10 protein-coding genes are annotated in these 14,138 nt (G+C 38.5%); 9 read left to right on the top strand and 1 reads right to left on the bottom strand.

The features are described from left to right. Position 1 precedes the first annotated feature (1 nt). From kdpB to AC1DDK_RS01525, 6 genes are all read left to right on the top strand, one after another. Positions 2 to 2,032, top strand: coding sequence for a potassium-transporting ATPase subunit KdpB (gene kdpB / locus AC1DDK_RS01550; RefSeq protein ID WP_477633775.1), 2,031 nt, complete (start codon positions 2 to 4; stop codon positions 2,030 to 2,032). Positions 2,033 to 2,044: 12 nt separating this feature from the next. Continuing rightward, the gene (locus AC1DDK_RS01545) at positions 2,045 to 2,611 is read left to right on the top strand and encodes a K(+)-transporting ATPase subunit C (RefSeq protein WP_477633774.1); all 567 of its coding nucleotides are present in this window, start codon (positions 2,045 to 2,047) and stop codon (positions 2,609 to 2,611) included. 168 nt (positions 2,612 to 2,779) lie between these two features. Beyond that, complete coding sequence (locus tag AC1DDK_RS01540) at positions 2,780 to 3,850, top strand: porin (RefSeq protein ID WP_477611738.1); 1,071 nt, start codon at positions 2,780 to 2,782, stop codon at positions 3,848 to 3,850. 81 nt (positions 3,851 to 3,931) lie between these two features. Continuing rightward, positions 3,932 to 4,063 carry a hypothetical protein gene (locus AC1DDK_RS01535; protein ID WP_337715220.1) on the top strand — a complete coding sequence of 44 codons (132 nt, stop codon included), beginning with the start codon at positions 3,932 to 3,934 and terminating at the stop codon, positions 4,061 to 4,063. A gap of 12 nt (positions 4,064 to 4,075) precedes the next feature. Continuing rightward, positions 4,076 to 5,206, top strand: a complete 1,131-nt coding sequence (locus AC1DDK_RS01530) for a sensor protein KdpD (protein ID WP_172660520.1) — start codon at positions 4,076 to 4,078, stop codon at positions 5,204 to 5,206. Between the two features lie 25 nt (positions 5,207 to 5,231). After that, a complete protein-coding gene (locus AC1DDK_RS01525; RefSeq protein WP_172660519.1) occupies positions 5,232 to 6,989 on the top strand; it encodes an ATP-binding protein in 1,758 nt (585 codons plus the stop codon). A 9-nt stretch (positions 6,990 to 6,998) separates the two neighbouring features. On the opposite strand, the gene AC1DDK_RS01520 is transcribed toward AC1DDK_RS01525, so the two are convergent. Then, positions 6,999 to 8,375 carry an aspartate kinase gene (locus AC1DDK_RS01520; protein ID WP_172660518.1) on the bottom strand — a complete coding sequence of 459 codons (1,377 nt, stop codon included), beginning with the start codon at positions 8,373 to 8,375 and terminating at the stop codon, positions 6,999 to 7,001. Positions 8,376 to 8,771: 396 nt separating this feature from the next. Here AC1DDK_RS01520 and AC1DDK_RS01515 point away from each other — a divergent pair, with 396 nt between their 5' ends. The 3 genes from AC1DDK_RS01515 to AC1DDK_RS01505 all read left to right on the top strand — a co-directional run bounded on the left by AC1DDK_RS01515 (position 8,772) and on the right by AC1DDK_RS01505 (position 14,115). After that, positions 8,772 to 9,338, top strand: coding sequence for an RNA polymerase sigma factor (locus tag AC1DDK_RS01515; RefSeq protein WP_172660517.1), 567 nt, complete (start codon positions 8,772 to 8,774; stop codon positions 9,336 to 9,338). 96 nt (positions 9,339 to 9,434) lie between these two features. After that, entirely contained in the window at positions 9,435 to 10,502 is a 1,068-nt protein-coding gene (locus AC1DDK_RS01510) for a FecR family protein (RefSeq protein ID WP_477633773.1), read from the top strand. Positions 10,503 to 10,668: 166 nt separating this feature from the next. Then, positions 10,669 to 14,115, top strand: coding sequence for a SusC/RagA family TonB-linked outer membrane protein (locus tag AC1DDK_RS01505; protein WP_477633772.1), 3,447 nt, complete (start codon positions 10,669 to 10,671; stop codon positions 14,113 to 14,115). Positions 14,116 to 14,138 lie beyond the last annotated feature (23 nt).

Below are 14,138 nucleotides of genomic sequence, written 5' to 3'. Positions count from 1 at the left end.
AATGAAACACTCATCTAATAAATTATTTGAACCCGCTTTAGTGCAAACTGCACTTAAGCAGTCCTTCATCAAACTTGACCCCAGAGTAATGGTTCGTAATCCGGTTATGTTTACCGTAGAAATCGGTACCGTAATCATGGCTTACGTAACTGTATACTCCATGAGTAACGCAGGTCAGGGATCACCACTATACAATTTTTTTATCTTTTTAATATTACTGCTTACTGTTCTTTTTGCAAATTTTGCTGAAGCCATTGCCGAGGCCAGAGGAAAAGCACAAGCGGATAGTTTAAGGAAAACACGTGAAGAAACACCAGCTAAGGTTGTTCTGGCAAATGGAAAGATCGAGATCCGTTCTTCGAACCAATTAAAAAAAGGAGACATATTTTTCTGCGAGTCGGGAGATACCATTCCAACCGATGGAGAGATTATTGAAGGTATTGCTACCATTGATGAATCCGCCATTACCGGTGAGTCGGCTCCGGTAATCCGTGAGTCGGGAGGCGATAAATCTTCTGTTACCGGGGGTACAAAAGTGCTTTCAGACCATATCAAAGTTCAGGTAAATACCCAGCCGGGTGAAAGTTTTCTGGATAAAATGATTGCCCTTGTTGAAGGTGCATCAAGACAAAAAACACCCAATGAGATTGCATTGACCATATTGCTCGCCAGTTTTACCTTGGTGTTTATTATTGTTTGCGTTACCTTAAAGCCATTTGCTGATTATGCAAATACTCCGATTACTATTGCTGCATTGATCTCCTTGTTTGTTTGCTTGATTCCGACCACTATCGGCGGACTGCTGTCTGCAATTGGTATAGCCGGGATGGACAGGGCGCTGCGTGCCAACGTAATTACCAAATCAGGTAAAGCTGTGGAAACAGCAGGCGATATTGACGTTTTATTACTGGACAAAACAGGTACCATTACTATTGGTAACCGTAAGGCCACCAATTTCTACCCTACTTCGGGGATGGATAAGAAGCAATTCGTTGATGCCTGTATGTTAAGTTCTCTAGCTGATGAAACCCCCGAAGGTAAATCTATTATAGAGCTTGCGGTATTGCAAGATCATAAATTACTTACTGCACCTGAAGGATCTAAATTCATCAAATTTACTGCTGAAACCAGGTCAAGTGGTTTGGATACTCCGGATGGAAAAAGAATCCGTAAAGGCGCATTTGATTCTATCCGTAACATTGTTTTAACGGCTGGAAATCCTTTTCCAATAGACATTGAGGAGCAGGTGAAAATAATTGCCAATAATGGGGGAACACCGCTTGTTGTTTCTGAGAATGAAAAAGCACTTGGAGTAATTGAATTACAGGATATCATTAAACCCGGCATTAGTGAGCGTTTTGAGCGCCTGYGTAAAATGGGTGTAAAAACGGTAATGGTTACCGGAGACAACCCCCTTACCGCAAAATTCATTGCAGAGAAAGCCGGTGTGGATGATTTTATTGCTGAGGCTAAACCTGAGGATAAAATGAATTACATCAAAGAAGAACAAGCCTTGGGTAAACTTGTAGCCATGATGGGTGACGGTACCAATGATGCCCCTGCACTTGCACAAGCAGACGTAGGTGTGGCTATGAACAGTGGTACGCAGGCAGCCAAAGAAGCAGGTAACATGGTGGATCTGGATAATGATCCGACCAAGCTCATAGAGATTGTGGAAATCGGTAAACAATTGCTGATCACCCGCGGAACACTTACTACCTTCTCTATTGCCAATGACGTAGCGAAGTACTTTGCGATTGTACCGGCATTGTTTATTGCTTCGATTCCTGCATTACAGAGTTTAAATATTATGGGATTGCATAGTCCTGAGAGTGCGATTTTATCTGCTGTAATTTTCAATGCAATCATTATCCCTATCCTGATCCCTCTGGCCTTAAAAGGTGTTGAATATAAACCAATCGGTGCCAGTGCGTTGTTGCGTAGAAATCTACTGATCTATGGACTTGGCGGTGTGATAGCCCCTTTTATAGGCATCAAACTTATTGATATTGTTGTAGGCTTATTTGTTTAAAAAATAGAAATCATGAAAAAATATATCATACAATCCTTACGCTTAACACTAGTACTTATGGTATTACTGTGCGTTATTTATCCATTGATTGTTGCTTTTGCCGGTGGCTTCTCAAAAGGAAATGGTGGCGGCGAAAAGATCAGCAAAAATGGTAAAGTTGTTGGTTATGCCGCAATTGGCCAATCGTTTACCAAACCGGAGTATTTCTGGGGAAGACCTTCTGCGGTTGGTTATAATGCTGCAGGCTCGGCCGGCTCCAATAAGGGGCCTTCAAATCCTGATTACCTAAAAGAKGTTTCGAGCAGAATCGACACTTTGCTAAAATACAACCCATCTTTGAAAAAGGCTGATATTCCAGCCGATATGGTCACTGCTTCAGGTAGTGGTTTAGATCCAAACATTTCCGAACAGGGTGCCATTATCCAGATCAAAAGAATTGCTGCTTATCGTAAAATAAATGAAAAGACAGTAGCTGAACTGGTAGTTAAAAATACTCAGGGGCCATTGTTAGGACTGTTTGGCCCGTCATCCGTAAATGTACTTAAGCTTAACCTTGCCCTGGATGAGTTAAAAAAATAATCTTACGACTCTCGCTCTGAAACTCCTGCCTGATCCATAATGCGTTTGCCAAACCCCGGATCAGGCAGCGGCAGGGGAAGTATGGCCTAAATTTTAATCCAAAAACAACAAATAATACAATAACGTGGCCATCAGAGATGACCATATCTAGAAAAAACAAAACTATAAATGAAAAAACTTTTAATATTAGCAACAGCATTAACTACGGGATCTTTAGCATACGGCCAGGAAACATCAAAAATCAAAGTGAGTGGTTACCTGGAAACTTATTTCGGTTACGATTTTAATAAACCGACGGATAACAACAGACCTGGATTTATCTATTCTCATAACCGTCATAACGAAATGAACTTAAATTTGGGTTTCATCAAAGGGAATTACGATAATGGAACCATCAGGGCAAATGTAGCTGTAATGGCGGGAAGTTATGCCAATGCAAATCTAGCGGCAGAGCCTGGGGTGTTAAAAAACATCTATGAAGCAAATGCTGGGGTTAAACTTTCCAAAACAGCTAATTTATGGTTGGATGCCGGAATTTTCTCTTCACATATTGGTTTTGAAAGTGCCGTTTCTAAAGATTGCTGGGTATTAACAAGAAACATCTCATCAGAAAATACACCTTATTATGAATCGGGTGCAAAAATTACCTATGGTACTAGTGATGGAAAGTTTACTGCTGCCGCATTTTATTTGAACGGATGGCAAAGAATTACCCGTCAGAGCGGAAACAGCCAGCCGGCCGGTGGTGTACAGTTAACATGGAAACCAACAGATAAAATTACTGTCAACTATAGTAATTACCTGGAAACAGAAGGTGCTGACTCTATAAGGGTAACACGGTTCTATCATAATGTTTATGGAATATTCCAGGTAACTGATCAGTTTGGATTGACTCTTGGCTTTGATTACGGAACACAGCAGAAAACAAAAGGAAGCAGCGACAAAAATGAAGTTCTTTCGCCTGTTGCCATTGCACAATACAAGATCAACAGCAACTGGGCGGTTGCCGCAAGAGGAGAATATTACCAGGATAAGAATGGTGTTTTTATTGCTACCGGAACACCTAATGGCTTTAAAACAACCGGATATTCCCTTAATGTGGATTACGCGCCTGTGAGTAATGCAGTAATTAGATTGGAAGGTAAAATGTATAGCAGTAAAGACAAAATATTTGTGCGTAATTTAAATGCTGTAGACAACAATGCTGCAGTTACAGCAAGTATTGCTGTTGCTTTTTAGACTTAGATTAATATAGTTTAGAATTACGGAATTCACCTAAAACCAGGCGGATTCCGTAATTGTTAAAATCAAATATTTACTATGAAAAAATGGACATTTCGGGGTTTTGTGAGTAATCCCTTTGGTAAACTGATTCTGTGTTTTGGTATTGGGTTGATTATTGGTGGATTATGGTATTTGATGACTAATAATTACATCATTATTAAATGGTAATTTTATTGAGCCATGGAAGAAGATAATAAAGCAGACTCGGTAAGGAAATTTCTTGATCTGGTAAAGAAGTCCAGAAGAGGGAAATTTAAGGTATATATTGGCATGAGTGCGGGCGTGGGGAAAACGTACAGAATGTTGCAGGAAGCCCATGCTTTATTAAAGAATGGTATTGATATTCGGATTGGCTATATAGAAACCCATAACAGAGCTGAAACACATGCATTATTAGACGGTATCCCGATTATTCCCCGAAGAAAACTCTTTTATAAGGGTAAAGAGCTGGAGGAGATGGATGTAAACGCAATTATTAATACACACCCAGAGGTTGTTATTGTTGATGAATTAGCGCACACAAATGTTGAAGGGAGTAAAAACGTTAAGCGCTGGCAGGATGTTGCTGATATTCTTGAAGCGGGAATTAGCGTGATCTCTGCTGTAAATATTCAACATCTTGAAAGTATGAATGAGGATATTGAAACCATTACCGGGATCCCTATCACAGAGAGAATACCAGATAAGATTTTAGAAACAGCGGACGAGATCGTTAACATAGACCTAACCGCAGATGAGTTGATAGAGCGGTTAAAAGCCGGGAAAATTTATGATAAAAGTAAGATCGAACGGGCCCTCGGAAATTTTTTTCAACCAGAGCGTATACTCCAACTTCGTGAACTTGCTTTAAAAGAAGTTGCCCATCACCTGGAAAGGAAAATCAATATCGAAATTCCTAAGCAGATCAAGCTTCGGCCTGAGCGTTTTTTAGCTTGTATATCTACTAATAATACAACAGCTAAAATAGTAATCAGAAAAACCGCAAGACTTGCTTCCTATTACCGTTCACCATGGATAGTGCTATATGTACAAAACGATAATGAAAGTGGAGATCGGATTAAATTAGACGTGCAGCGACATCTGATTAACAACTTTAAAATGGCAACCGAGCTAGGTGCAGAGGTTATAAAAGTTAAAAGCAATCATATCACCAGCGCTATATTGAAGGTTGCTGAAGAAAAAGAAATTACCACAATATGTATAGGAAAGCCACACTTAAATTTATTTCAGATCATTATGAGAACTGCTGTTTTTAACCAACTTTTGCGAAGTATTTCTGCTACCGAAACTGATCTTGTTATATTATCATGACGTTAAAAATTTAATATTATAAACCATGAAGATAAAAACTAAACTACGCCTCGGATTCGGGTTCTTATTCGTGGTCGTGATATTCTTCGGAGCGATCTCGCTCTACTATATGAACAAAATTTCTGTAAGCTCCAAGGTAATCTTAAAGGACAACTACGAGAGCTTAAATTTTTCTGGCGAGATGCGAAAGATACTTGATGAAAGCGTAATACCACTTTCGCAGAAAGAGGCTGAACAGTTTGGAATCCATTTGGCAAAAGAAAGAAATAACATTACTGAAAAAGGAGAGCATGAGTCTGTACTTAGACTTGCTGAAGCCTATAAGATTATTGTAGACCCGGCAAAAAATATATCAGCCAAGCAGTTGGCATTAAATAATGCCCGATTGCAGTTGAGGATCATTGATGAGGTGAATATGAATGCTATTGTCAGAAAAAATGCTGCTGCCCAAAGGGGCGTCGAAAAGGCAGCAACTTATCTGATCTTTGCGGCTTCAATGTGCTTTCTAATCTTGTTTTCTTTTGTTGTAAATTTCCCGGGCTTTGTAGCCAATCCCCTAAAGGAATTCTCTGAAGCGATTAAAGAAATCAGTCGGAAAAATTATAAACAGCGTTTGGAATTCAATGGAACTGATGAGTTTTCGGAGCTCGCAACAGAGTTTAATGCTATGGCTGCTCAGCTCAACAAATGGGAAAACAGTAATCTGGCCAAACTTCAATCCGAAAAGCTAAGGATAGAAGCCATTATTGAACAAATGCAGGATGCAATTATTGGTCTGAACGAGAAAAAAGAGATCTTATTTTTGAATAAAGTAGCCGGACAGTTGTTAAACCTGAGCGAAAAAGATATTATCGGATTAAATGCTTTAGAGCTAATGAAAAGAAATGATCTTTTAAATAGAATATTGCAAATCAATAGTGTAGACAAACCAATGAAGATCTATGCTGATAATAAAGAGTCTTACTTCCAGTTGGAGCGTAGGGAGATCACAGTTCCGGTAGCCTATGAAGATCAGGACGAACAGATAATTACTGAGACCAGAAGAACTGCTGGTGAAGTATATATACTAAAAAACATAACACAGTATAAGGAATTAGACGAAGCAAAGACAAATTTTATTGCTACTGTATCTCATGAATTAAAAACGCCGATATCATCTATTAAAATGAGTTTAAAATTAATGGATGATGAGCGCGTTGGTACAATGAATGCCGAGCAGAAGGAACTTGTTCAGCATATTAAGGAGGATTGCGGACGTTTATTAAAGATTACAACGGAGCTACTTGATCTTGCTCAGGTAGAAACAGGTAACCTGCAATTAAATTTTGTGAAATCTGACCCACGTAAGATCGCTATTTATGCTATGGATGCTGTAAGGTTTCAGGCAGAGCAGAAGTCGATAGAATTGGAATTGATCAGCAAAAATAATTTGGCTAAAGTATTTGTGGATACTGAAAAGACCGCATGGGTGCTGGTTAATTTTTTATCTAATGCTTTGAGGTACAGCTCAGAAAAATCTAAAGTGATTATTCAGATAATTGAAAAGGATGGAAACATAGAATTTTCTGTGAGGGATTTTGGAAAAGGAATTGATGAGCAGTATCAGAAAAGGTTGTTTGACCGTTATTTTCAGGTTCCTACCGACGGAAATAATAAATCAGGGTCTGGATTAGGATTGGCAATATCCAAAGACTTCATAGAGGCAGAAAGCGGAAAGATTTGGGTGGAAAGTGCTATTGGAGAAGGAAGCAGATTTTGCTTTCAGCTACCAATAGCAGTATAAAATGCGTTATTAATTCATTGCAGAGTTAAGTGCAATGATGGCAGTTTTAAAGTGTTCGCGTGCAACTAAAAACTGAATATTTACTTTTCTTAATGCAAAGCCTGCGCTCTTAATGTTTATCCCTTTTTCGGTTAGAGCGTAGGCACTTTTTGCCAACAAACCCGGTTGGTCTATGTTAGATCCTAAGAGGCATACCATAGCAACTTCTTCAATAGTTACCTTTTCAAAGTCATCTTCCAGATCACTAATTAGTTTTTTAACAAAATCTCGTTCCCAAATTGCAATAGATATGCTGTTGGCACTGGTTGCCTTAAAGGTATAACTAATGTGGTGTTTATAGAAAATTTGCATGATGTGCAGATCGCTACCCACACTACCTACCATTAATGGATCATAAACATCAATCAATAGCAATTTGTCTGTTCCTGTAATTACTTCCACCCGTTTATGCTCACAAATAAAATTCCTGGTGATCAATGTGCCAGGGTGGGCAGGTTCAAAAGTGTTTTTTATTCGTAGATGAATCCCGTTGATTTCCAGAGGTTTTGAAGCCTTGGGATGGATTGCCTCCATGCCTACATCTGCCAGCTGATCGGCAATGTCATAATTGGTGTAACCAACCGGGGTACAATTTTCTATCCCCACTAACGCCGGATCTGCTGTTGATAGATGATATTCTTTATGAATAATTGCTTCCTGAGGTTTTAAGAATTCAGCAATTTTGCTAAAAGTTACTTCAGAATATCCCCGGTCAAATTCACGCATAATACCTTCGGTTCCTTTAGCATATCCTGTAACTATACACACTGTGTTTTCGAAGTCGATATTTTTAAAGGCATGCTTTATCCGCTGGTCAATAGTAAATGCCCTATGGTCATTAAAACCACTCAAATCTATAAGAATAGCATTAATACCCATGTTCTTTAAGATATTAGTAAAGTTAAAAGCAGAGTGGCTTTCTCCAATTGAGGCTAGTATCTCACGTGCCGCCTGTAAAATACCTGCTTTGCTCACATAACCTGAGGCCAGGATATTTGCTAGATTTTCAAGATATTTTTGTGCCTCTGTAATATGATTTTCTATGAACTGATCGGCCAGAGTTAAATCAAGGCCTATACTCTTATACTTTTTGTTGATGGATTTTAACTGAACGATCAGACTCATTAACGGCCTGTGAAAATCCTGATATTTAGCAATGCGATGATAAACACCTGGCTTTCCTGTTTTTTTGTTCTCCAACAACAGGTCGGTCACACCGGAAAATGCAGAGACTACAAAAACTCTGTTGTATAATGCCTCACCGCTTCTTTCAAATAAAACGATGTTATTAATAACATCTGCAAGGGCACTCATCGAAGTCCCCCCAATTTTTTCTACTGTTAACATGTATGATTTTACTTTCAGTTTCGGTTTAAAATTAAAGGATTTTTTCTATTCTACGTTAGGACTAATCCATTCTAAGCCAAAATCCGAATGGGATTAGACCTTGCATAGAGAACCTAAGATGTGAATAGAGATGCAAATTCGTGGCCTAAAAGATGAGATTGATGCTAAAGGTCAGTTACACATTGTGTTAGCTGTTTTTAATTTTTTTAACTAAAATCCAGATTAAATAAGCGTTTTTCAAAATGGGTGAGGTTTTTTCATTTTAACATGTTTTGGGTTAAAGGGCTTAGAAGTAAGGAATATGTACTTATATTCAGTTAAATTTCAAGAGAATTGTTTTAGGATTTGGATGGTATGGTTTAATTCATACATTTGAATTAATCAAATATAGACCCTATGCCTAAACATTTACCCGACCTAAACAGTCTGATAAGTCATATTGCTTTGTATAATAATGAGAACGCATACGAGAAGCTTTTCAAATCTTTGTTTCCTTCTTTATATCGCTTTTGCTTTTGTTTATTAAAGTCAAGAGAACTTGCAGAAGAAGTGGCCAGTGATGTTATGATTACCATTTGGCGGAATAGAGAAAAATTATCGGAGGTGAGAAATATCAAAGTTTATGCTTTTGTAATTGCCCGTAATTTATCCTTAAATGTGCTTAATAAACATTCAAAGCAGGAGTGGGTCTCTCTAGATGATATTGAATTCGAAATTATTCTTGACAACCTGAATCCGGAGCAGATATTGATTAATGATGAATTGAAGAGAAAGCTCGAGGTTGCCACCGAAAAACTGCCTTCTCAGTGCAAGCTGGTATTTAAATTAATAAAAGAAGACGGTTTAAGTTATAAGGAAACGGCATCCATTTTAAATATTTCTCCTAAAACAGTAGATGCGCATCTGGTAACGGCAATTAAAAAAATGAGCACTGTTTTAAAAGCAGAATTTAACCTCATGTAAAAAAACTTTTATTTTTTTTCATGAAAGACTAGGGAGTTTTCCAAAAAGGTTTGTCCTATACATACAAACCAATATAAACTTACCCGGATTATCTGTATGTATAAAAACAGAATTATAGAACTGTTAGCTCGTAAATTAGCTGGTGAAGCCACGAAAAGCGAATTGGAAGAGCTGAATGACCTCATAACAGGATATCCTGATTCCGTTTATTATGAAGAATTTCTAGAACAACTCTGGTTAAGTTCAGAAGGACAAACCGATCTGCCAGACGTAGATCAGGCGTACCTGTTGCATAGGCTTAAATTCCGTGATGAGTTTGGACATAAAGAGGAAACACAAAAAATAACCGGCTTCAAAAAATATAAAAATCTAATTGGCATTGCTGCAATATTACTTGTTATTGTTTCTGCTGCTCTACTTTACTACAATAGGTCCGATAAATTTTCCCCGGATACTCAAATTGTTGCAGGGAAAGGGATCCGAAAAAAAATTAAGCTTCCGGATGGTACAATAGTTTGGCTTAATTCTGATAGTAAACTTTCATATGAAAGCAGTATCAATCAAAAGAAGAAACGTATTGTTTATCTGGTAGGTGAGGCTTTTTTTGATGTGGCTCACCATAAATCTCACCCCTTTATTGTACGTACTGATAAAATTTGTGTAAAAGTTTTGGGAACTGCATTTAACATAAAAGCTTATCCCATTGATAAAAAGTCAGAGGCTACCTTGATCCGCGGGTCTATTGAGCTTTCTGTAAACGACAGATCGGAACAAAAGATCCTTTTAAGTCCGTCAGAAAAATTTGCATTGGTTGAAGATAAAAAAGTTATTCATGTTAAGTCTAGTMCCTCGCCAGATGTGCCAAAGGACATAACGTTAACGATACAACACGTGGTGCCGGTGCGAATTGGTAACAACGAATATATCGAAGAAACTTCGTGGCGTGATAGCCAGCTTGTTTTTCAGAATGAATCATTAGAAGATCTGAAACCAAAGCTGGAACGCTGGTTCAATGTGCAAATCAACTTTGAAACCGAGCAAGCAAAATCTTATCGCTTTACAGGTGTATTTAAAAATGAAACAATCGAAGAAACCCTGAAAGCAATGCAATTAATCAAACCATTTAACTTTAAACTTAAAGAACATGACGTGATCATTTACTAACAAAAAAGGGAGCTAAATGCGGCTAACATTTCTCTCCCCCTAAACCTTCATGAGTAGCTAAATGCTACTATTACAGATTTTTAACTTTGAAATTCACAAATCTATGAAAAAAAAAGAACTGTGCAATAAAGTTCTATKTGCCAACTTTCCCAACAAAAAACTAATAATGATGCTAAACTGGATCTTTGTTTCATCGTTTGTCTTATGTTTGCAGGTATCAGCTTCCACCTTCTCCCAAGGTACAAAGGTTGATTTAGAGCTGCATAGAGTCAAATTAAAAGAAGCGCTTAATGTGCTTGAGAAGAAAGGGAATATACGCTTTCTATATAGCGAGGACGACCTTTCTGGTAGTAAAGATGTTACATTGGTAAAGAGTCAGATATTTGTTTCTGATGCCCTGATGCTACTTTTGAAAAACACTAATCTGGAGTTCCAGGAATTGGAAGATAACCTGGTAGTGATAAGACTAAGAAATGCATCGGCGGCTGACATTTTGGTGAAAGGTCTGGTTACAGATGCCAATGGAACTGGCATCCCCGGGGTAAGTGTTAAATTAAAAGAAGGTACGGCTGGTTCAACTACTGATGCAACAGGTAAATACAGCATCAGGGTGCCGGACAATGGCACATTGGTGTTCTCTTATATGGGATATCAGACGCAAGAAATTCCGGTTAATAAGCAAGAAACAATTAATGTGAAGCTGGTCGAAAGTGCACAGGCACTATCTGAAATTGTGGTTGTTGGTTATGGAACACAGAAAAAAGCTGTCGTTTCCGGAGCTGTAACTTCAGTTAAAGGAGCCGAGCTGGCAAAAACACCAACGGTAAACCTTTCTAACTCACTGGCTGGTCGTTTGCCGGGTGTAACAGCTGTTCAAGCAAGTGGTGAGCCGGGTTATGATGGATCAACTATCCGCATCCGTGGAGTTAATTCCTTAGGAAATAACAATGCCTTAATCGTTATCGATGGGGTGCCTAACAGGGCAGGCGGTCTAGAACGCTTAAATCCAAATGATGTAGAAAGTGTATCAGTACTAAAAGATGCTTCTGCTGCAATTTATGGTTCCAGGGCGGCAAATGGTGTTATCCTTATAACCACTAAACAAGGTAAATCAGGAAAACCACAATTATCTTATGATTATGGTTATGGCTTGCAGCAACCGACCAGAACGCCTAAAATGTCAAATTCATCCCAGTATGCTGAAATATTGAATGAATTAAACATATTCGGTGCCGACTTGCCTCAGGACCAATGGAGTGCTGCGTGGCAGGCGTTTAAGGAAACAGGGTCGTACAAACGAACTGATAACAATAGTACAATCAGCGCAGCTTATCGTCCCGATGAGATGCAGAAGCTACGTGATGGTTCAGACCCGTTAAGATACCCTAATACAGATTGGTTTAATACCACACTTAAAAACTGGTCTCCACAACAAAAACACAACTTACAAATTAATGGAGGAGGAGATAACATCAAATATCTTGTGTCTTTGGGATATTTAGATCAGGATGGTTATTACAAAAAATCTGCAACAGGATATCAGCAGTACGATCTGAGGATTAACCTCGAAGCGAACATCAACAAATATGTAACTGCTACATTAGGTGTTACTGGTAGAGAGGAAGTTCGTAATTTCCCTACTGTAAGTGCCTCTGATGTATTCAGGATGCTGATGCGCGGAAAACCAACAGAAATAGAGGTTTGGCCAAATGGTTTACCAGGACCTGATATTGAATATGGATATAACCCATATGTGACAACTACAGATCTTACAGGTTATAACAGGGATCGCAGGGATTACTTACAAACTACTGGTAAAGTAGAAATCAGAATTCCATGGGTTGATGGGTTAAAAGTAACAGGAACTGCCTCTATAGATAAGTTTGCAGGCAGGCAAAAAAGATGGCAGACGCCATGGACGCTTTATTATTGGGACAAAAAATCTTTTGAAGCCGATGGTGTAACACCTGTACTGACAGGTTCGGTGCGTTCTGAACGTACAGATCCTAGTTTAACTGAAACCGCTGGAGCGCAATTGGCAACAAATTTAATGGGAATGATCAATTATGATAAAAAAATAGGAGATCATACTATTGGTTTAATGGCTGGTGTAACCAGAGAAAAGGTTGATAATGATGGATTTTCAGCTTTCAGAAGATATTTCATTTCTACTGCTTTGCAGGAACTGTTAGCAGGTAGCGATAAAGAGCAGTCGATCAGTAATCCAGGTGACCCTAACAACTTATACAAAAGAGCTCGTTTGAGTTATTTTGGAAGGGTAGGTTATAACTATAAAGAAAAATATCTTGCTGAATTCTTGTGGAGAGCTGACGGTTCGTACATCTTCCCTGAAGATAAGCGCTTTGGTTTCTTCCCTGGCTTTTCACTGGGTTGGAGGGTATCTGAAGAGCCTTTCTTTAAAGATAACGTCAGATTTGTTAATAATTTGAAAATCAGAGCTTCATGGGGTCAGATGGGTGCAGAGGCATACTTTGGGGATGCACTGGCCGAATATCAATACCTGAGTACAATGGGCTTTGGAAGTTATGTGATCAATGATCAGTTAAGCCAAACATTAGTTGAAAACCGAGTTCCTAATTTGGATTTCGGATGGGAAGTAGCAAACAATTCCAACGTAGGTTTGGATGCATCGTTCTTGGATAATAAATTAAGCTTTGAGTTTGACGCCTTTTATAACAAGCGTACAAAAATTCTTATTGCAAGAGGTAACTCTATACCTGGCAGCTCGGGTATTACCGATAAATTACCTCCTGTGAATCTTGGAAAAGTAAACAATAAAGGTTTTGAATTTAAGTTGAGCTATAACGACAATGTAGGTGAACTTAATTACGGAGTAAGTGTTAACGGAGGATATTCTAAAAACAAGATCATATTCTGGGATGAAACACCAGGCGCACCAGAGTGGCAGCGATCAACTGGAATGCCTACAGGAACAGAACTTGTGTACCAATATGATGGAGTTTTTAGAGATCAGACCGAAATTAATGCCAACAAAATCGATTATAGCGCCTTTACCGGTAATCTATTGCCAGGTGATATGAAGTTTAAAGACATCAATGGCGATGGTAAAATCAATGGCGATGATCAGATTAGAATGGACAAAACAAACACACCTACTTTTACAGGTGGTTTTAATTTGAATCTGGCTTATAAAGGTTTTGACCTTTCGGCATTAATTCAGGGAGCTTCAGGAGGTCTGCAGATTGTAGGATTAACAGAATCTGGTGACATAGGTAACTTCCTTGAATGGTCATACAAAAACCGTTGGAGCATCGAAAATCCGAGTAGTGAATTCCCTAGGTTATCTAACCGTGGTAAAACCTATTATACGGATTTTAATAATGCAGCACGTAATACCTATTGGATGCGTAGCAACAACTATATAAGGTTAAAAAATGTTGAACTGGGCTATACGTTTGCTCCGGAATTGGTAAAACGAATCGGATTAACAGCGCTTAGGGTATATGTAAATGGGCTAAACCTTGTAACTCTGGATAAAATTAAAATTTGGGATCCTGAATCAACAAACTCTAGTGCCCAATATTATCCACAGGCAAGGGTTATCAATACAGGAATTAAAGCCACTTTTTAAGTTCAAAGAATTAAAATATTTTA

The organism is Pedobacter sp. 05T44 (genome assembly GCF_056395985.1).
This window is presented reverse-complemented; position numbering and strand designations above follow the sequence as displayed.